The organism is Variovorax sp. GW821-FHT09B01 (genome assembly GCF_059418345.1).
Map to the genome: position 1 here is coordinate 1 of NZ_JBWKPQ010000007.1, position 20,516 is coordinate 20,516.

At 69.2% G+C, this 20,516-nt stretch carries 15 protein-coding genes; 7 read left to right on the plus strand and 8 right to left on the minus strand.

Annotated elements, in window-relative coordinates:
• Window positions 1-159: 159 nt before the first annotated feature.
• Entirely contained in the window at window positions 160-465 is a 306-nt protein-coding gene (locus tag AC07RV_RS20705; RefSeq protein ID WP_003158903.1) for a helix-turn-helix domain-containing protein, read from the minus strand.
• A gap of 121 nt (window positions 466-586) precedes the next feature.
• Between AC07RV_RS20705 and AC07RV_RS20710 the strand changes: the two genes are divergently transcribed.
• From AC07RV_RS20710 to AC07RV_RS20720, 3 genes are all read left to right on the plus strand, one after another.
• The gene (locus AC07RV_RS20710; RefSeq protein ID WP_296781992.1) at window positions 587-1,228 is read left to right on the plus strand and encodes a LysR family substrate-binding domain-containing protein; all 642 of its coding nucleotides are present in this window, start codon (window positions 587-589) and stop codon (window positions 1,226-1,228) included.
• Window positions 1,229-1,532: 304 nt separating this feature from the next.
• Entirely contained in the window at window positions 1,533-2,816 is a 1,284-nt protein-coding gene (locus AC07RV_RS20715; RefSeq protein WP_296781993.1) for a PucR family transcriptional regulator, read from the plus strand.
• Between the two features lie 165 nt (window positions 2,817-2,981).
• Complete coding sequence (locus AC07RV_RS20720; RefSeq protein WP_296781994.1) at window positions 2,982-5,333, plus strand: hypothetical protein; 2,352 nt, start codon at window positions 2,982-2,984, stop codon at window positions 5,331-5,333.
• 24 nt (window positions 5,334-5,357) lie between these two features.
• On the opposite strand, the gene AC07RV_RS20725 is transcribed toward AC07RV_RS20720, so the two are convergent.
• On the minus strand, window positions 5,358-6,479 hold the full coding sequence (locus AC07RV_RS20725) for an AraC family transcriptional regulator (protein ID WP_296781995.1): 1,122 nt from the start codon (window positions 6,477-6,479) through the stop codon (window positions 5,358-5,360).
• Window positions 6,480-6,631: 152 nt separating this feature from the next.
• Between AC07RV_RS20725 and AC07RV_RS20730 the strand changes: the two genes are divergently transcribed.
• Entirely contained in the window at window positions 6,632-8,830 is a 2,199-nt protein-coding gene (locus AC07RV_RS20730; RefSeq protein WP_296781996.1) for a DUF6351 family protein, read from the plus strand.
• Window positions 8,831-8,876: 46 nt separating this feature from the next.
• On the opposite strand, the gene AC07RV_RS20735 is transcribed toward AC07RV_RS20730, so the two are convergent.
• Both AC07RV_RS20735 and AC07RV_RS20740 read right to left on the minus strand, forming a co-directional pair.
• A complete protein-coding gene (locus AC07RV_RS20735; RefSeq protein WP_208511969.1) occupies window positions 8,877-9,371 on the minus strand; it encodes a GAF domain-containing protein in 495 nt (164 codons plus the stop codon).
• Between the two features lie 70 nt (window positions 9,372-9,441).
• Window positions 9,442-10,149, minus strand: coding sequence for a Crp/Fnr family transcriptional regulator (locus AC07RV_RS20740; RefSeq protein WP_256222614.1), 708 nt, complete (start codon window positions 10,147-10,149; stop codon window positions 9,442-9,444).
• Between the two features lie 139 nt (window positions 10,150-10,288).
• On the opposite strand from AC07RV_RS20740, the gene AC07RV_RS20745 reads away from it, so the two are divergent.
• From AC07RV_RS20745 to AC07RV_RS20755, 3 genes are all read left to right on the plus strand, one after another.
• A complete protein-coding gene (locus AC07RV_RS20745; protein WP_296781997.1) occupies window positions 10,289-12,532 on the plus strand; it encodes a DUF6351 family protein in 2,244 nt (747 codons plus the stop codon).
• A 302-nt stretch (window positions 12,533-12,834) separates the two neighbouring features.
• Window positions 12,835-13,056: a hypothetical protein gene (locus tag AC07RV_RS20750; protein WP_296781998.1), complete on the plus strand. Its 222-nt coding sequence runs from the start codon at window positions 12,835-12,837 to the stop codon at window positions 13,054-13,056.
• A 46-nt stretch (window positions 13,057-13,102) separates the two neighbouring features.
• Complete coding sequence (locus AC07RV_RS20755; protein ID WP_296781999.1) at window positions 13,103-13,702, plus strand: 2'-5' RNA ligase family protein; 600 nt, start codon at window positions 13,103-13,105, stop codon at window positions 13,700-13,702.
• Window positions 13,703-13,732: 30 nt separating this feature from the next.
• Here the strand turns inward: AC07RV_RS20755 and AC07RV_RS20760 are convergent, their stop codons facing one another.
• The 4 genes from AC07RV_RS20760 to imuA form a co-directional block, all read right to left on the minus strand.
• Window positions 13,733-14,689, minus strand: a complete 957-nt coding sequence (locus AC07RV_RS20760) for a hypothetical protein (protein ID WP_296782000.1) — start codon at window positions 14,687-14,689, stop codon at window positions 13,733-13,735.
• A gap of 104 nt (window positions 14,690-14,793) precedes the next feature.
• Window positions 14,794-18,138, minus strand: a complete 3,345-nt coding sequence (locus AC07RV_RS20765; RefSeq protein ID WP_296782001.1) for an error-prone DNA polymerase — start codon at window positions 18,136-18,138, stop codon at window positions 14,794-14,796.
• Complete coding sequence (locus AC07RV_RS20770) at window positions 18,131-19,513, minus strand: Y-family DNA polymerase (RefSeq protein ID WP_296782002.1); 1,383 nt, start codon at window positions 19,511-19,513, stop codon at window positions 18,131-18,133. The genes AC07RV_RS20765 and AC07RV_RS20770 overlap by 8 nt, the downstream gene beginning before the upstream one ends.
• Window positions 19,482-20,297, minus strand: a complete 816-nt coding sequence (gene imuA, locus AC07RV_RS20775) for a translesion DNA synthesis-associated protein ImuA (RefSeq protein WP_296782003.1) — start codon at window positions 20,295-20,297, stop codon at window positions 19,482-19,484. The genes AC07RV_RS20770 and imuA overlap by 32 nt, the downstream gene beginning before the upstream one ends.
• Between the last annotated feature and the right edge of the window lie 219 nt (window positions 20,298-20,516).

Genomic DNA, 20,516 nt, shown 5'->3' on the forward strand with positions numbered 1-20,516 from the left:
GCGTAATATGTGGCGCGGGTCCATCTGAATGGATGGACCCTACACGGAGCCTTGAACACAGAAATTCAGACAACCCCCCGCTGTCGGGCTAAGCACCCGCCCGGCGCCGTTGGCTGCGACAGCTTGCGCTGCCAATATCCGAAAAGACACTTACGACCGCTATGCCGAATCTTGCGGCTCACTGCCCGCGCTGAGGTTCTTTTCAGTCGCGGCCATCAATTCGCTGGCGCTTATCCCGAGTGCGGCAGCGATTTTCAGTATCAAAGGCAGCGTCGGCACATGCTCCCCGCGTTCGATCTTGCCCATGTGCGAACGCGATATTCCCGCCTGATACGCAAAATCGTCTTGAGCGACCCCTTGCGCGACGCGAGCGGCACGCACGGCCCGCCCGAAAGCCAATGCTGGTTCGGATTCATATGTGGGTGTGCCAGGTGGACGACCTGGCTGAATAGTAAGCTTCTGCATCAACAGAAGCGTCAAACAATCCTCTTAAATTAACCACGTTAAACATATAGACGTTAAACTTCTCTCTTTACTATGATGCTGGTTTGCACTTGACCTGCTTCGTCGCTTCTGTAGGTTCTCCGTGGACAACATCACCAGCCAACCCGCCCACCTCAGGCTTGCGATAGCGCCAGGCGTATCATCATCTCAGCTCTCGGCACTGCTCGCACTGCAACGAGCGGAAGAACCCGAGGTCAGCATCGCGTTCTTTGAGGTGGCAGGTGACGAGCTGCTTGATGGACTTCGTGAAGGCCGCTACGACGTGGGAATGTCGCTTCAAGGAGCGAGCGATCCAGCCCTGGAAACCCAGCCCTTGTGGATTGAGCACATGGCCGTTGCGATACCGCTGAGGTTTCCCTTGCTTGAGCAGGCATCGCTCACCATCGCCGACCTCCAGAACTACCCGATCTTTCGCTGGAGGGATGAGGCGTGTTCTTCGCTGGATCGTCGGCTGCTCTCACTCCAGGCGGCTGACCAGCAGAATCTTCAGTACGTGACTTCCTTCGAGATGATGGCGCTATGGGTTTCTGCCGGCTACGGTGTCGGGGTATCCGCACAATCGCGTATCAAGCACGCCCATGGATGGGGAGTCAGCATGCGACCACTGGACGACGGCCCCTACGAAATCGTGACGCACCTGCATAGGCCCCAGGGGCAAGCGAACCCTGTTTCCGAGCGATTCGAGCGAAGGGCACTGCAGATCGCAAAATCGGTCACTTCCTGATCGCAGTGGCTGTCGGTGGCCGCCAGCAGAAGGCGGTGGAAACTCGCCTTTCATCAAGAGGGCCGAGGTGGTAAGCTTAGAGGCCATTTCTGGCTTGGGTAACCAGAAAAAATCTTTATTAATCAATGAGTTGGTTGCCTTGAGTGATTCCCTTCACCCGCTCCAAACACCTGACCACGGGCCGCGCAACGCGGCCCGTCGTGCTTCTGGCAAGCACTCTTGCGCCCCCTCTCCTCCCCGCCCGACACTGTCGGCCAGCCGCCATACGAGCGGCACGGCACGAAGAGATGGAGACCAATCCCGCATGGAGAACTCGCCCACGCCCGAGCGCATGAGCCTGCCCGCGATGGAACCGCTGTCGCCCGGGCTGCGCGGACTGGTCCGCGAACTGCGCCGCGACAGCCCGAACCTCTCGATACGCATGCTCGACACGCTGCGCGGCAGCATTCCCGAATACGGCGCGCTGGGCCAGGCGCTCGCGCATGACGTCTACCGCGTGGGCCTGCGCAACGCGGAGCTCTGGTACGACGCGCTGCTGATCCGCGACAAGCCGCACGACGACGACCTGCAATGGATCGGCCGCTTCAGCCAGCGCCGCCATGCGCAGGCGCTCTCGCTGTCGGCGCTGCTGCAGGCTTACCGCACGGGCACGCGCGTGTACATGGACGCGCTGCTCGCGCACGTGCGTCCCCATCCCGCGCTGTGCGACGAGGTGCTGTTCCGCGTCTCGCCCTTCCTGCTGTACTACAGCGACCTGCTGAGCCGCACGGTGAGCGATGCCTACCTGGCCGAGCACACGCGCGAGATGCGATGGAAGGCACAGATGCAGGCCCGGCTCGCGGCGGCGGTATTCGATCCGACCTGGGTCGGCGCCTTCGACGACGCGGCGCAGGCGCTGGGCATCCAGGCCGACCAGCCGCACGTGGCGCTGGCGCTGCGGCCGATGCCGCTCGAACCGACCACGCCCGAGGCCGGCGAGCGGGTGCTGGAGGCGGTGGCCGCGGCGGTGCGCGAGGACCTGGGGCCGGTCGCGCTGGCGCTGCATCGTGGCCACTGGGTGGCCTGGCTGCCGGCGCCTCCCGGAGAAGCGGCCGATGCGCGCGAGCGCCGCCTGCTCGCGAGCATCGAGCAGGCGATGCGGCTGCGCCCGAGCATCGAGGCGGCGGGCCTGGGGCTGCCGTCGCAGGGCGCCGCGGGCTGGCGCGGCAGCGCCGAACAGGCGTTGGCGGCGATCGAGATGGGACAGCGCCTGCGCCGCAACGACGCCAGCTTCTGCTACTCCGAATTCGCGCTCGACACGCTGATGCGCCAGTCGACCGAGGTCTCGGCGCTGTGCAACGAGATGATCGCGGCCCTCGCGGCCGAGCCGCCGCTGCTGGAGACGCTCGAGAGCTACTTCGACCACCGGCAGAACCACAAGGCCACCGCCGCCGCGCTCGGCATCCACCGCAACACGCTGCTGCACCGGCTCGCGCACATCGAGTCGCTGCTCGGCGCGCGGCTGGACGATATGGCCTGGCTCTCGCGGATGTACCTCGCGCTGCGCCAGCGCCGCCTGGGCCGCGGCGGGACCTCGGCGCTGCACTGACGCCATCGCGCCGAGGGCACCCGCCCTTGTGCAGATGCACAGCCCGGCAGGGCACCTTGCCAATGGCGCGCGCGGCAGCCCGTCCGTAGAGTGCGGGAGCCCGCGGATGGCCGCGCCATGTGGCGGCCCGGGCCTTCGAGAAGACACAACAGGAGACAACGACCCATGCCGATGCCCGATCGCGCGCAGGCCCCTGCGCGCCCCGACCTGCTTCACGACAGGACCACGACCTCCCGCCGGCCACGCCGCTGGCGCCTGCTCGCCGGCACGGCGCTGCTGGCCACGATGGCGGCGCTGTCCGGCTGCGGCGGCGGCGGTGGAGGCTCGAGCTTCGGCTTCGCCGGCTTCCCGCCCCCGTCGGGCCCCGGCACCGGCAACCCGCCGCCTAGCGATCCGCCGATGCTCGCGAGCATCGACAGTCAGTTGCCCGCCGACACGGCCACCACGGCGCAGCGCTGCGACTTCCTCGATCCCGCGCACTGCATGCTGCCGTTTCCCAACGACTACTACACGGTGGCCGATGCCAGCACCGACACCGGCCGCCGGTTGAACCTGCAGACGGCCTCGATGCCGCGCAGCGAGGTGGTGCGCAACAAGCCGATCGACACCACCGAATGGAACCGCAACGACGGCTTCTCGCCGGGCGCGATGATCGTGACGCGCGTGCCGGGCGTGGACCTCGTGCGCACCGGCGCGCCGGGCATCGGCGATCTCTCGGCCTCGCTCAAGGCCGACGCGCCCGTGGTGCTGATCGATGCCGACACGCTCGAGCAGAAGCTGATCTGGGTCGAGCTCGACAAGAACAACGTCAGCGCACCCGATCGCCAGAGCCTCAACATCCGCGTGGCGAAGAACCTCGAATGGGGCCATCGCTACATCGTGGCGATGCGCAACATGAAGGATGCCGCCGGCAAGACCATCGAGGCCGGGCCCGCGTTCCGCATCTACCGCGACCGCCACGAGAGCGCGCTGGGCTTCGTGAACGATCGCCGAGCGCACATGGAAAGCATCCTCTCGACGCTGCAGCGCGCGGGCATGGCGCGCGAGCCGCTCTACCTGGCCTGGGACTTCACCGTCGGTTCGCAGCGCAGCATCACGGGCCGCATGCTCGCGATCCGCGATGCCGGCTTCGCGGCACTCACGGACGGCACGCCCGGCTTCAAGGTGACGACGGTGCAGGACCTGACGCCCGCGCAGGACGCGCGCATCGCGCGCCACATCGAGGGCACGCTCACGGTGCCGAGCTTCGTGGCGGCCCCCACGGCCGGCACGGCCGACATCACGCCGGTGATCGCCGCGGTGGCGCCCTACCTGGGTGGCGGCGCGCTGTCGGTGCCGGCCGTCAAGGCCGCCTTCGACACGCTCGGCGACAAGCCGCTGCCGCTGGAGACCTTCCGCTACGCCTCGGCCACGCCGGGCGTGTACGACACGCCGGTGTGGGACGGCCACTCGACGCTCACCGTGCCCTTCATCTGCAACATCCCGCGCGCGGCGCTCAACCCCGACGGCAGCATCAACCCCGCGCGCATCTCGCTGTATGGCCATGGCCTGTTCGGCAAGCCGACCGAGGTCAATGCCAGCAACGTGAAGGACATGAGCAACGAGCACAACTTCGTGTTCTGCGCGACCAACTGGTACGGCTTCTCGCAGACCGAGATCGTGCCGTCGGTGTTCGGCTTCTTCGACCTGTCGAACGCACGCGTGCCCTTCGATACCACGCAGCAGGGCGTGCTCAACATGCTGATGCTGGGCCGCGCGATGCAAAGCGCCAAGGGCTTCGGCAGCAATGCCGCCTTCCAGATGGGCACCACGCCGCGCAGCGTGCTCGACACCAGCGAGCTGTTCTACGACGGCAACAGCCAGGGCGGCATCCTCGGCGGCATGCTGATGAGCGTGGCGCAGGACATCCACCGCGGCGTGCTCGGCGTGCCCGGCATGAACTACTCGCTGCTGCTCGAGCGCAGCGCGGACTTCCCCGAGTTCGCGACCATGGTCTACGCGGCCTACCCCGACAGCCTCGACCAGCAGTTCATCTTCTCGCTGTGGCAGACGCTGTGGGACCGCGCCGAGGCCAACGGTTATGCGCAGGCGATGACCGACAAGCCGCTGCCCGGCACGCCCGCGCACAAGGTGCTGATGCACGTGGCCTTCGGCGACCACCAGGTCACGATGTGGTCGGCCGAGGTCGAGGCGCGCACCATCGGCGCCAAGCTCTACTGCCCGGCCACGGCCAGCGGCCGCCATCCCGACGCGGTGCCCTACTTCCAGCTCTCGTGCATGGACCTGGGCGCCGGCGGCTACGACGGCTCCGCGATGGTGGTGTGGGACAGCGGCCCGGGCCGCCTGCCGCCACCGCCGCAGGACAACCTCGCGCCCACGGCCGGCAGCGATCCGCACGAGGACCCGCGCGCCACGCCGGCCGCGCGGCAGCAGAAGTCGGAGTTCCTGCGCAGCACCGGCAAGGTGGTCGACGTCTGCGGCGGCGCGCCCTGCCGCTCGGCGGCCTACGCGCCCTGAGCTCGTGGCGAGGACGCGGCGCGCTCAGGCCGCCGCGCCCTCGCGGTACGCGCCCGCGATCTTCGCCGGCCTCGCCTCGCGCGCGAAGCTGCGCTCCATCGCTTCGCCGCCTTCGCGGTAGTCGCCCGGCGTGCCGCCGGTCCAGCGCCGGAACGCGCGGTGGAAGGCGGCCACGCTCGAGAAGCCGAGGTCCGAGGCGATCGAGATCAGCGGCTCGGAACCGCGCGTGAGCCGCTCGATGGCGACGTCGCGGCGCAGCGCGTCCTTGATGTCCTGGAAGGTCGCGCCCTCGGCCTGCAGATGCCGCACGAGGGTGCGCGCCGACAGGCCGAACGCACCCGCCACGTGGGCGATGTCGCAGTCCTCGCCGAGCCGCGCCTGCAGCCACCCGCGCACGCGATGCGCGGCGCTGTCGGCGCTCGGCGGCACGAACAGCCAGTCGAGCGGCGCGCGATGCAGCAGGTCGCGCAGCTCGAGGCCGGAGCGGCGGCGCACCGGCCGGTCGAGGTACTTCGGGTCGAAGACCATGGCCGTGACGGGCTGCCCGAAGCGCGCGGGGCCGGGGAACATGAAGAGGTAGTCGGCGGCATCGTCGGGCCGCGCGAAGCCGAAGTCGATGCGCTCGAGTTCGATGCGCGCGCCGATGATCCACGAGCACAGGCCGTGCACCAGCTTCATGTGCAGCTCCTGCACCAGGCGCGCGCTGCGGGCCTGGCGCGGATAGGCATCGATGCGGATCACGGCCTCGCGTTCGTCGCGGTGCAGGGTGAACACCGAGCCGTCGTCGAGCACGCGGTTGAACTGCATCCATCGCTTGATGGCGACCTGCAAGGTGGGTGCATCGAGCATCAGGATGCTCAGCACCTTGAGCGTGCCGCAGCGCAGCGGCCGCGCATAGAGCCCGGGCATCTCGTCGTCCATGTGCAGCGCCACGCTGCGGAACAGCTCGGCGAACTGCTCCTCGGTGACCCGGCCATGCCGCTGCGCGAGCAAGGTGGGCGAGATCGTGGCCAGGTGCAGCATGCCGTGCAGGGTCGGCGCATCGATCGGCAGTCCCGCGAGGAAATCCCTGACGTAGGAGATCGGCAAGGTGGGCCGGCCCGCGAAGGCCGTTGAAGCGGATCCCGCGGCGGAAGGCATGGGCATGGCGTGAGACATGGCGTGATTGGCAAATGAAGTTGGCGCGATCGGAGAACACGGGACCGCATGCGCTGCCTAGAGTGAAGCCGACGCCGTGCGGCGAGGGCTCGATCAGGCCGTGCGCGTCGACATCATCCGTCCCACGAAAGAAGAACACCATGAGACAAACGCTCGGTTCGACGCGAACCGCACCGCCGCTTGCGCGGCCGGCACGCATCCTTTCCCTCGGTATCGCCTGCGCGGCGCTGCTGGCCGCCTGCGGCGGCGATGGCGGCGGCGGCGGGGGCTTCATCCCCGTCGTGCCGGCCTCGCCGCCACCCTCGGCGCCGGCGGCGCTCGACCAGGCCTCGATCACGGTGCTGTCGTCCAAGCCGCAGTTCGTGAGCGGCGGCGATGCGCTGGTCGAGGTGAAGGCGCCCGCGGGCGCGACGGCCTCGGGACTGGAGCTCACGCTGAACGGCAAGCCGGTGACGGCCCAGTTCGCGCGCGATGCGAGCGGCAGCCTGCGCGGCATGGTCAAGGGCCTGGCCACGGGCGCCAACACGCTGGCGGTGAAGGCGAGCGCCGAGGGCCGCGCGTCCTCGAATGCCGAACTGGTGCTCACCAACTACCCCGACACCGGCCCGATCCTCGCGGGCGCGCTGCTCACGCCCTACGAATGCCGCACCGTCGAATCGAACATGGGCACGCCGCTCGATGCGAACTGCTCGGCGACGCGGCGCAACGACTACTTCTACCGCACGCCGGCCGGCAGCTTCAAGCCGCTGGCCGATCCGCTCGCGCGCCCGTCCGACCTGGCGCAGACCACGACCATCGAGGGCAAGACGGTGCCCTACATCGTGCGCGTGGACTCGGGCACGGTGGGCCGCACGATCTACCGCATCGCGCTGCTCGACGATCCCACGGCCGAGACCGCGGTGCCCACCGGCTACAAGCCCGCCGCGGGCTGGAACGGCCGGCTGGTGGTGAGCTTCGGGGGCGGCGCGGGCACGCAGTACAACCAGGGCGTGAACCAGGCCACCGATGCGTTGAGCGACCTGCACCTGTCGCGCGGCTTCGCCTACATGATCTCGACCGAACTGGTGAACGGCCAGCGCGGCAACGCGGTGCTGCAGGGCGAGACGCTGATGATGCTGAAGGAGCGCTTCATCGAGACCTACGGCGTGCCGCGCTGGACGGCCGGCTCGGGCGGTTCGGGCGGCGCGATCCAGCAGCTGGTGATCACGCAGATCTACCCGGGCCTGCTCGACGGCCTGCAGCCCTCGCTGACCTTCCCCGACGGCAGCCTGCACGTGGCCGACTGCCGCCTGCTGGAGAACGTCTACAAGGCCGACACCGCAACCTGGACCAATGCCAAGCGCACGGCGGTCGACGGCTTCACCAACGGCACCTGCCGCGCCTGGGACCTGAGCTTCGTCAACACCATCGTCGCGACCAACGCGGCCGGCTGCGCGCTCAAGGACGTCTCGAAGGTCTACGACCCGATCAACAACCCGACCGGCGCGCGCTGCACCACCTCCGACATGCGCACCAACATCATGGGCCGCGACCCGATCACAGGCTTCGCGCGCAGCCCGCTCGACAACGTGGGCGTGCAGTACGGGCTCGAGGCCTTCAACAAGGGCGCGATCAGCGCCGAGGAGTTCGTGACGCTCAACGAGAAGGTCGGCGGCTACGACAAGGACGGCAAGCCGGTGCCGCAGCGCACCGTGGGCGATGCGCTCGCGCTCGAGCGCGCCTATGCGAGCGGGCTGGTCAACTCGGGCGGCGGCGGCCTGGCCTTCGTGCCGATCCTGCATTCGCGCACCTACAACGACGCCTCGGGCGACATCCATTCGCACGAGCGCGACCTGGTGGTGCGCGCGCGGCTGCAGCGCGCCAACGGCCGCATCGACAACCAGATCATCTGGGTCGGCCCGCGCACCGGCTATCCGCTGGCCGCGCTGTCGCTCGACGTGATGACGCAGTGGCTCGACGGCATCGCCGCCGACCCGGCGCCGCTGACCACCGACAAGGTGGTGGCGCACAAGCCCCGGGCCGCGGTGGACGCCTGCTTCGACGGCAGCGGCACCAAGTACGAGGAATCGCCGGCTTACGGCGCCACCGGCACCTGCGCCACGATGTACCCGCTGCATGGCGAGCCGCGCCAGCAGGCCGGCGCGCCGCTGACGAACGACATCAACAAGTGCCAGCTGAAGCCGGTGCTGGCATCGGACTACGCCCAGACCCTCACGCCCACGCAGCTCGCCCGGCTGCGGACCGTGTTCTCCAGCGGCGTGTGCGACTGGACCAAGCAGGGTGTCGGGCAGGTGCCGCTGAAGGGCACCTTCCAGAGCTACGCGGTCGCGCCGGGCTGATCGGGCCGCGGCGACGAGGCGGCGTCGATCGGGTCCGCGGGCCCGGTCAGCCGCCCTCGCCCTGCGCCGCCGCGCGCAGCACGGGGTCCGACAGCAGGCGCCCGGCCTGCTGCAGTCGCTCGAACTGCGCCTCGCTGAGGCTGCGGCGCACCAGGTCGAAGTGGCACAGCGTGCCGGCCAGCCGGCCGTCGCCATGGGTCAGCGGCACGCCGTGGTAGGCGATCACCATGCCCTGGTAGGGGCTGCCGTCGAGCAGCCGCTCCTCGCGCGAATCCTCGGTGCACAGGCGGCCGTCGCGCAGCACGAACTGGCAGAAGCTGCTGCCCAGCGGCACCACGGCGAGCTGTTCGGGGCGCGCCTCGCCGAGCTTGTCGACCATGTAGAGGTTGCGCAGCAGGTCGCCGTCGAGCACGAAGACCGCGGTGTAGCGGTGCGGCACCTCGGCGTTGAGGCAGCGCAGCGCCTCCTGCACGCCGCGCTGGCGAAGCACCTCGCCCAGGTCCTGGTACGGGGCGGCCGCGGCGTCTGTCGTGAGATTCATCGACGGACTGTAGCAAAAAGAATTCATTTTCCAGCCACCGACCAAGGGGTCGGGCGGCGCCGGAAGCGCTTCAGGCGCGGCGTGCCGACGCCGCGTCCTCGGCCAGCGCGGGGCCGTCGTAGGACACGCGGTAGTTGCCCAGGCCCGTGAGGTCGAGCACGGTGAGCCCGCGCTTCTCGAGCCGGATCAGCCCCAGCGCCTGCAGCCGCTGCAGCGCGACGTTCACGCGCTGGCGCGAGACGTTGGCGAGCAGGCCGATCTCGGTCTGCCCCACCTGCAGGTGGCGCGGGGCATCGGGATAGAGCTCGGGATTGAACAGGCTCGCGAGGCAGTTGGCCACGCGCGCGTCGGTGTCGAGCAGGCGCTCGTGCGCGAGCGCGCCGATGAACAGGCTCAGCCGCGCGTTGAGCAGCTCCTGCAGGTAGTGGTTGAAGGGCACGCTGGTCTCGCGCAGCCAGTCGAAGGTGCGGCGCGGCATCAGCGCCACGCGCGTGGGCCGCAGCGCGAACACGTCGTAGCGGCGCGCCTCGTGCTTGAACAGCGAGCCCTCGCCGAACCACACGCCCGCCGACACGCCCGTGAGCGTCGACACGCGGCCGTCCTCGGAGGCCACCGACATCTTCGCGAAGCCGTCGATCAGCGCCATCCAGTGCTCGACCACCTGGCCCGCGCCCGCGATGCAGGCACCGCGCGCGTACTGGCGCTCCTGCATGCCGCCCAGCACGCGCTCGAGATCGGAAGAAGAAAGACCGGCCGCCCACCGGGAGCGCCGCACCATGCCCTCGAGGCACGCCGCGGCCTGCGGGGAATCAGGGATTACCTGTAGCAATTCACGCCTCATCTGTCGTCGCAACGACCGTGGTGCCGCGTGCCGCTCCTTAATCTTTGTGGAGATCGACACCAACACAGGAGACATCATGTTCGCCATCCCCCACGCACCGCGCAAGCGGGTTTCTCCGTGGCCGGCCCTTCGCGCCGGCTCCGTCGCGGCACTGGCCATTGCCGCGGCCGCGCTGCTCGCCAGTTGCGGCGGCAGCTCGGACAGCGGCGCGGTGTTCCTGCCGGTCGCGCCGCCACCGCCCGCGCCGCCGCCCGCCCCGGCCGCCTTCGACGTGCGCACGCTGTCGTCCAAGCCCGAGATGGTGAGCGGCGGCGACACGCTGCTCGAGGTGCGCGCGCCCCAGGGCGTGGCGACCGACAAGGTGCGCGTGAGCCTCAACGGCAAGGACGTGAGCGCGCAACTGACCACGCGCGATGCCGCCACGCGCACGCTGCGCGGCCTGGTCACGGGCCTCGCCGAAGACCCGGCCTCGGCCACCGGCAAGGAGAACCTGATCGTCGTGACCAACGCCGACAAGCCCGAGCAGCGCACCGAGCTCAAGCTGGTCAACTACCCGATCACCGGCCCGATCCTCTCGGGTCCGCACATCACGCCCTACGAATGCCGCACGGTGCAGAACGGCCTGGGCATGCCGCTCGATGCCAACTGCTCGGCCACCACGCAGGTGGTCTGGTACTACCGCAGCAAGGCCGGCAGCTTCAAGCCGCTGGCCGACCCGACCGGGACGCGCCCGGCCGACCTGGCCGACACCACCACCAACGACGGCGTCACCGTGCCCTACATCGTGCGCGTGGAGTCGGGCACCATCAACCGCGGCGTGTACCGCCTCGCGGTGCTCGACAACCCCGCGAAGGACGCGCCCGCCACCTGGAAGCCCGGCAAGGGCTGGAACAGGAAGCTGGTGCCCTACTTCGACTGCTGCGGCTCGGCCCAATACAACCAGGGCGTGCATCCGATCGAGTCGATCCTCGACCCGATCGCCGACATCTACCTGTCGCGCGGCTTCGCCTTCGTCAACTCGACCGAGCTGTGGAATAACCAGCACGCGAACCCGCACCTGCAGGGCGAGACGCTGATGATGATCAAGGAGCACGTGATCGAGGAATTCGGCGAGGTGCCGAAGTGGACCGCGGGCATCGGCGGCTCGGGCGGCGCGATCCAGCAGTACCTGATCGCGCAGCTCTACCCGGGGCTGCTCGACGGCATCCAGCCGATCGTCTCGTTCCCCGAGACGCTGATGCCCGAGGTGATGGAGTGCCGGCTGCTCAACAACGTCTACGGACTCGACATGGCGACCTGGACGCCGGCCAAGCAGGTCGCGGTCAATGGCTTCAACCAGGGCACCTGCGGGGCCTGGGACGCGTCTTTCGCAAGCATCATCAAGTCCGACAACGCGGCGGGCTGCGGCTTCCTCGAACCGACCAACGCAGCCAACGTGTTCAACCGCGCGACCAACCCGAACGGCGTGCGCTGCGACCTGTTCCAGACCAACGTCAACCTGCTGGGCAAGCGCCCCGGCACGCAGGAAGCGCGTCGCCCGATCGACAACATCGGCGTGCAGTACGGCCTGGCCGCGCTCAACAAGGGCACGATCTCGGTGAAGGAGTTCCTCGACCTCAACGAGAAGGTCGGCGGCTACGACCGCGACGGCAACGTTCAGGCGGCACGCTCGCAGGCCGATGCCGGGGCGCTCGAGGCGACCTATTCGGGCGGCTTCAAGAACAGCTTCACCGGCCCGGGCCTCGCGAACATCCCGATCATCACGCAGCGCGCCAATGCCGATGCGACCGGCGACATCCACGACACGCTGCAGGACCTGATCATCCGCGCGCGGCTGCAGCGCGCCAACGGCCGCAGCGACAACCAGATCATCTGGACGCTGGGTTCGACCTCCGCCGTGAACTACATCGCCGCATCGATCGACCTGATGAACAAGTGGCTCGACAACATGGCGGCCGACAGCGCCGCGGCCTCGACCGACAAGGTGGTGCGCAACAAGCCCGCGGGCGCCAACGACGCCTGCTGGGACAAGAGCGGCACGCGCATCGACGAGGTCGCGTCGCAGGACCCGGCCGCGAAGTGCAACGTGGTCTATCCGCGCTTCAGCACGCCGCGCATCGTGGCCGGTTCGCCGCTCGTGAACGACGTGCTCAAGTGCCAGCTCAAGCCGGTCGCGATGGCCGACTACACGGCGACCTTCAGCGGTGCCGAGGAGACGCGGCTCAAGACCATCTTCCCGGCCGGCGTGTGCGACTGGAGCAAGCCGGGCGCGGGGCAGCAGCCGCTGAAGGGAAGCTACCTGCGCCTGCCGCTGGGCTGACAAGATGTGAATAAACCTACTGCGCGCCCCGATCTCGCCCCTGCGGTCCTCACCGTACAAGGTACGGCTGCGGTCCTCGGCGCGACCTCGGGGCGCTCGCTACGGTTTCTTCACACCTTGCGAGGGTTTCGCGATGGGGATTTCGGGGCTCTTCGGAGCCCCTTTTTCGTGGCGCGGCGCGGGGCGTTCGCGCGATAGGAATTCCCCATCCGCGACGGCTTCGGGCAAGGAGTTTTAACTGTACGTCCATACAGCATTTCTCTAGAATGCCTCGTCTCCAAGAACAACTTCGAGGCGACCGCATGACCACCGCCAATCCGCCCGCAGCCGCTGCGCGCATCCTCTTCTTCTCACGCCCCACGCAGCCGCAGCCCGCCCCGCGGCTGCGTGCCACGGGACGCCTCTCGACCTGGCCGTTCCGCGTGCTGCGGCACAACGAACAGGGCGATCCGCACGACATCAAGGCGCAGGCTGCGCGGGTGTTGCGGACGACGGCGCAGCAGTGGTGGCCGAAGGTGGATTGATCCGTTCATCGTCCGAGCACGCCAGATGACATCCGACAGGCAAGACATGCCGAGCGGCACCCGATTGCTGATCGGGTTGTTTCCGGACGCCGAGGTTCGGTCGGCGATCGCGATGCACCGCGACCAATCGCTATGGCCTCGCAACGCGCACTTTGCCCCTCTCCCGCACCTTCATCTGACGCTGGGCTATGTCGACGACAGCGGTGAGCTGCTCTACGCGCCCCGGCTCGTGGCCGCCTTGAGCGAAGTGCCCGTTCGTGGGCTCAAGCTCGTGCTCGATCAATCCTGTACCTGGATCTACAAGGAAGCCACCCCCACGGAAAAAGGCAAGGCGATATCCGTGTTTCGGCCCGCACCGCATGACGGCCTGAGTGACCTGCACGAATGCGTTCAGCGCGCGCTGCAGAAGGCCGAATTGCAGGATGACGTCAGAGGCTGGACGCCTCACATCACCTTTGCTCGCGATTCGGAGCGAGCGGCCTATCCTGCGCTGGAGCCGATTCCCTGGCTCGCGGGCGAGTTGCGCTTGGTCCGCTCTCGCTTCGACGGCCAGTTTTTTCGCCACGAGCCACTGGCGTCGTTCTTCGCAACGGGCGATATCCGCATCGCGCCCGTCATTCGAGAGAATCTTCAGCGCCTCTGCTGAGCTTCAGCCGCACGGCCCCGCAGGCCGGCCTCACACCAGCAAGTCCTGCACGTCCTCATCGAACCCCGCCATCGGCTGCGCCTTCGCGAGCGCGAGCCACACCGCGAACGGAATCCGCTCGAAGCTGCGATGCACCGCGGCACGCGCGACCACGAGGCGTTCGCCCTCGAGCACCATCACGCCGCATTCGGCCGGCACCTCCTCGGGCGTGGCGATGCAGCGGCCGCGCGCGTCGTTGCCCAGCACGTACCAGCACTCGCCGCCGAGGTCGAGGTAGGCCGCGCGCTTGTCGGGCTTGCGCAGGTCGCCCAGCAGGTCGGCGCGGCTCACCTTCACCTCGTGCACGATCGGATGCGCATAGGCCTCGACGCTGGTGTTGCGGATCGAGAAGACATCGGGCCTGGCCATGCACCAGCGTGCCTTGCCGCCCTCTTCCGCCGGCGGCAGCTTCGCGCGCAGGCTCAGGCCGCGCCAGGCGATGCGGCCGCCGCGCGTCATCTCGCGCGCCACGCGTTCCACCAGCGCCTCGTGCGGCGACAGCGCCGCGCGGTTGATCGTGAGCGTGGTGGCGATGCGCGCGAGGCCGGCATCGGTCACGCGCAGGGTCTCGTGGCCCTGCGCCGACCGCACGCGTTCGAGGAAACCGCCCGCGAGCAGCTCGACCTCGATCGCGTCGCAGCAGGGCCAGCCGGCCGAGCGGTACATCTCGCGCAGGCGCCGCGCATGCAGCTTGCCGAAGGGCACGTCGCCCGACGCCGATGCGATGGCCAGCGAGGCCGCGAGCGACACCGCGGTCTGCATCGGTGGTTCCTCCACCGGCGGCGGAAAGCCGGGGTCGGTCACCGGCGGCATCGCGGGCGGCGGGTCGCCCTCGGGCAACGGCCCCGGCGGCATGACGGGCGGTGGCGGCACCACGGGCACGTCGGGCGCGGGTGGCGGCGGGCCGATGGGCATATCGACGATGGGATCGAGGGCGAGTGCGGACATGGTGAGGAACAGGTTAGCGAAATCCGGTGGATGAGGCGAGGACTCGAACGAACGGTTGCGATCGGTTGCACAGACGGACAGAACGCGCGGAGGCCGTCATCGCGTCAGTGGAAATCCCGGCTGCTGTTGCTCTGCGCGAGCCGGCCCATCAGCGGCGTCAGGTCCTTGAAGCCGGTGGCGATCAGGTGCTGCACCTTGCCGCCGCTGTCGTCGTCGCGCTGCCAGGTGCCCTGCACCGCGAGCAGGTGCGATTTCAGCAGCGGCTCGCGCCAGGCTTCGATCACGTGGTTCCAGACGATCACGTTGACGTTGCCGGTCTCGTCCTCGAGCGTGACGAAGATGGTGCCGTTGGCGGTCTGCGGCCGCTGCCGGCCCTTGACGATGCCGCAGGCGCGCACCACGCGGCCGCTGGGCATGCCGCGCAGCTGCTCGGCGCTCATCAGGTTCATGCGTGCCAGCCGCGGACGCAGCAGCGCGAGCGGATGGCGCCGCAGCGTGAGGCGCATCGACGCATAGTCGCCGACGATCTCCTCGCCCTCGGGCGCCGCGGGCAGCGCCAGCGCCTCCTCGTGGATCGGCACGCCCTTGAGCAGCCCCGGCGCGCGCCGCTGCGCCGTCGCATCCCACATCTGCTGGCGCCGATGGCCCGACAGCGAGATCAGCGCATCGGCCGCGGCCAGCGCCGCCATGTCCTTGCCGTCGAGCTCGGCGCGCAGCGCGAGGTCTTCGGTGCTGGTGAAGGGCGACTGCGCACGGGCCTCGAGCAGGCGCTTCGCGCCGCCCTTGCTGAGGCTCGCGATGCGGTTCAGGCCCAGGCGCACCGCGGGCTGGTCGTCATGGCCCAGGCGCTCGGCATAGCGTGCGTCGGTGCCCGGCGGCACGCGCGGTGCATCGGCCGCGCGCGGCTCGAGCGTGGTGTCGATCGCGCTGCAGGTCACGTCGACCGGCCGCACCTCCACGCCATGCCGGCGCGCGTCCTGCACCAGCTGCGAGGGGCTGTAGAAGCCCATCGGCTGCGAGTCGAGCAAGGCGGCGAGGAAGCAGGCGGGCTCGTGGCACTTGAGCCAGCTGCTGACCGTGACCAGCAGCGCGAAGCTGGCGGCGTGGCTTTCGGGGAAGCCGTAGTCGCCGAAGCCCATGACCTGTCTGAAGATGGCTTCGGCGAATTCCCTGGGGTAATCGCGCTTGACCATGCCGTTCACGAGCTTGTCGTGAAATTTCTCCAGGCCGCCCTTGCGCTTCCAGGCCGCCATCGCACGGCGCAACTGGTCGGCCTCGTCGGCGGTGAACTTCGCCGCGATCATCGCGATCTGCATCACCTGTTCCTGGAAGATCGGAATGCCCAGCGTTCGCTCCAGTGCGGGCCGCAGTTCGTCCTTCTCGTAGACGATGGGCAGCCCCTTGGCGATGCGTTCGCGCTGCTTGAGGTACGGATGCACCATGCCGCCCTGGATCGGCCCGGGCCGCACGATCGCGACCTCGATCACCAGGTCTTCATAGGTGCGCGGCTTCAGACGCGGCAGCATCGACATCTGCGCGCGGCTTTCGATCTGGAACACGCCCACGGTGTCGGCGTCGCAGATCATGTCGAACACCTTGGCATCGTCGCTCGGAATCTGGTGCAGTCCCCGGCTCCAGCCCCGCCAGCGGTTCATGTGGTCGAGTCCCCGCCTGATCGCACTGAGCATGCCGAGCGCCAGCACATCGACCTTGAGCATGCCGATGGCCTCGAGGTCGTCCTTCTCCCACTGGATCACCGAGCGGTCCTTCATCGAGGCCTTCTCGACCGGCACCAGCCGCGTGAGCTTGGTGTGCGTCAACACGAAGCCGCCGACATGCTGGCTCAGGTGGCGCGGAAAGCCCCGCAGGCGCTGCGTCATCTCGATCCACTGCACCAGCTTGAGTTCGTCTTCCTCCACGCCCACGCGCGCGGCGGCGGCACGCAACTGCTCGCCGAGCACGGTGTCGTCGAACCAGTAGTGGTCCTTCGCGAATTCGTCGACCAAGCGCTCGTCGATGCCCAGGGCCTTGCCCACGTCGCGCAATGCGCTGCGCGCGCGATAGCAGATGACGACCGCGGCAATGGCGGCGCGGTCGCGGCCGTACTTGGCGTAGATGTACTGGATGACCTCTTCGCGCCGCTGGTGCTCGAAGTCGACGTCGATGTCGGGCGGCTCATGACGATGCCGGCTCAGAAAGCGCTCGAACAGCAGATGGCCCTTGTGGGGATCGATCGCGGTGATGCCGAGGCAGTAGCAGACGGCCGAGTTGGCGGAGGAACCTCGGCCCTGGCAAAGGATGGCCTGCGAGCGCGCGAAGCGCACGATGTCCTCCACCGTGAGAAAGAACATCTCGTACTCGAGCTCGAGAATCAGCGCCAGCTCCTTCTCGACCTGTTCGCACACCTTGTCGGGCACGCCGTCGGGATAGCGGACCTTCGCGCCCTCCCAGGTCTTGCGCACCAGCGTCTGCGCGGGCGATTCGTCGTGGCCGAGGGTCTCGAGCGGGTACTTGTAGTTCTCGCGGATCACCTTCGGATCGAAGCTGCAGCATGCGGCCACCTCCAGCGTGTTCGCGAGCATCTCGCGCGTGTAGAGCTCGGCCAGCCGCACGCGCTGGCGCAGATGGCGCTCGGCATTCGACTGCAGCGCGAAGCCGCATTCGGCCACCGTCTTGCCCTCGCTCACGGCGGTGAGCACGTCCTGCAGCGGCTTTCGCGCGCGCGCATGCATGTGCACGTCGCCGGCCGCCACCCGACGCACGCCAGCGCGCTCGCCGGCCTCGGTCAGCGCCACGAACCAGAGGTCGTCGTCGATCTCGTTGAGCATCTCGACGGCCAGCCAGAGGTTGTCGCCATAGAGGGCCTGCGCCGCCTTCAGATCGCCGTGCAGCGCCTCGGCGTCGAGCATGGCGCCGGGCACGCGCTGCGGCACGAACAGCACCTGGCAGTGCTGCAGCGAGGCCACGTCGCTGCCGTCCCAGGTCACGCGGTAGTCGCCCTTGGGCAGCTCGGTGTTGCGCGCGGCGGTGATGAATTCGCAGAGGTTGCCCCAGCCCTCGGTGTCGTTCGCGATCACCACCAGCTTGAAGCGCTCGAAGCGGAACTCGCTGCCGAACAGCAGCCGGAACTCGGGATGGCGCGGGATCGGAGGCTCCTCGGGATGCTCGCGCTCGTACTCGTCGAGCTGCCCCGGCAGGTCGCGCAACGCCACGTGCGCGCGCACGATGCCGGCCACCGAGCATTCGTCGGTGATGGCGAGCGCCGCGTAGCCGAGGTGGTAGGCGCGCTGCACCAGCTCCTCGGGCGTGGAAGCGCCGCGCTGGAAGCTGAAGTGCGTGAGGCAATGCAGCTCGGCATAGCCCGGCAGGCTCGGTACGCCGACCGCTTCGCGCCGCGGCAGGGGCTGCACCGGGGCCGGCTTGCGCTGCTTGGCGCTCGAATCAGGCATACAGCCCCTGCAGGAACCAGCGCACCTCGCCCGAAGCGAAGCAGGCCGCGGAGCGCTCCCTGAAGATCCACACCAGGCCGGCCTCGGGACTCTCTGCGATGTAGTAGTCGCGCACCGCCGGCTGGCCGCCCTCGTCCACGCCGCCCCACCATCCGGTCTCGACCCGCTGCGGCCCGATCAGCTTGCTCAACGGACCCTTGTAGCAAGGCCGCTCGCCGTCCATCTCGAGGCGCAGCGGCTCGGGCAGCAGCCAGGCGGGATAGAGGGCATCGGGCTGCTGGGCCGGTGCCGCGGCGGCATCGCGTGCCCGTGCCTTGGGTGCCGTGGACTTGATGCCGCTGCGGCCCAACGCCGGCCGCCAGACCTGCGTGTGTTCGGGTTGATGATCCGCCCGCGCCCGCGGCACCAGCACCTGCATCGCCCCCAGCCGCACGCTCAGCCGCTCGACCATCTCGTGCAACTTGTCCCCCTTGCGGTTGTCCTCCGGCAGAAAACTGGTGCTCGCCCCGGCCCACGGATCGGTCTCGAGCGAGCGCAGCTTGAGCCAGCTCGCGGGCGCGGCGAGCGTGGCGAGAGCCAGCTTTTCGGACAGCAGGCGGCGCAGGTGCGCGAGGTCCTGCGTGGGCTCGGCGGTGCGCACCGCGATCTGCTGGGTCGGCGGCAGGTTCACGCCGTTGAAGCGCTTGAGGTCGAGCGTCCATTCCAGCTCGAGCGCGCGCGCGCCGCGCTGGCGTGCGCGCAGCCAGATCTGCAGCGCCGACAACAACCGGTTGGCCGACCACATCAGCTCGGGCGCGGTCTCGGCCAGCGCGGGCAGCTCGAGCTTCTGCTCGAACACGTCGGGCAGCGTGAGCCAGGCATGGCTTTCGGGGCGCAGGCCCCAGGCGATGTCGAGCGCGGCGCGCAGCTCGGCGCCGAAGCGCCGCGAGAGCCCGCCGCGCGGCAGCGCCGCCACCTCGCCCCAGCTGCGGCAACCGAGCCGCGCGAGCGCATCGAGGTGCTCGCGCGCGGCGCTCAGGGTGTCGAGCGGCAGGCCGGCGGGAATCTCGGGCGGCCGTTTCTCCTCGCGCACGAACAGCCGCAGCCGCGCCAGCGCCTCGAGGCTGGTGGCGCCCTGCGCGCCGCGCAGCACGGCGGCGACAGGCACAGGGTTCTCGTTGAGCAACTGACGCATCAGCGAGGAACGCCCGCCCCACAGGCGCTCGCAGGCCGAGACCTCGAGCATCAGCGCCTCGTCGAGCCAGCACACGTGCGGCGTGTAGCGCAACGCCCACCAGCCCAGCGCCTCGGGCGTGGGCATGGCATCGGCGGCGGCCGTGGCGGCACCGGCCTCGGCCTGCGCCTCAAGCGACCACTGCAAGGCGATCCAGTGCATTGGCGCCTCCTGCCTTCCATGCGTCGATGCGCACCACGTTGGCGGCCGGCGGTGCTTCCACCGCCTCCACCGCCACAGCGCCCTGCTGCTGCGCGCGCAGCTTGCGCCGCAGCCGCGCGGCCGCGAGCAGTGCCGCCATGCGCTCGCCGCGCGCCGGCAGCATCACCGGCGCGGCCAGCGGCGGGCCGCGGCGCTTGAGGATGTGCAGCTCGATCTGCGTCGGGTCGGCCTCGCAGCGTGCGATGCGCAGCCGCAACCGCGCGGGCGAGGCCGACTGCGCCACGGCCTCGGGCCGGCAGACGAACAGCAGCGCCTCGTGCTGCGCGGCCGCGAGCTGCAGCCGCCGCAGCTCGCCCACGCGCGCCTGCGGCAGCCAGGCCAGCACCGCCCCCACCTCGGCGCAGCGCAGCGCCTGCTCGCAGGCCCACAGCCGCGCGGCCGCGGCCTCGCTGCGCACCCACATCAGCGCCTCGGGCCGCAGGCCATGGGCCGCGAGCGAGGCGCCGAAGGGTTCGCGCGGCGGACCGATCAGCACCACGGGGCCGCCGCGCACCGCCACCGACTGCACCAGCGCGGGCAGCAGCAGCCGCCAGACATGGTCCTCGGGCGCGGCCTGCAGCAGCTCGCTCATGGCGCCGACCGGCCAGCCTCCGCCCGGCAGCTGCGCGTCGAGCGCGGCATGGCCGGTGCCGATGACCTGCGCGTCGGCGCTGCCGAGCTCGTCGGCATGCCAGACGCCGCGGCCGGCGACGGGAGAGAGGGAGGCGAGGGAAGGAAGGCCCATGATGAAACTGTTAACTGTATTTTTATCCAGTATTTCAAGGGTTCGCAATCGGGTCGGCAAATTTCTTTGCAGGGCCCTCTTTCCCATTCCAATGGCTCATGCGATGGCGCCAAGATCTCGTTTGAAGCCCCGCGCCGAAGCCGCTCCAATGGCTTCACGAAGAATGGTCCTCGTGGCCGCGGCGGATGGGCCGCCGCGGTCGCCAGCGGGCCATGTCCC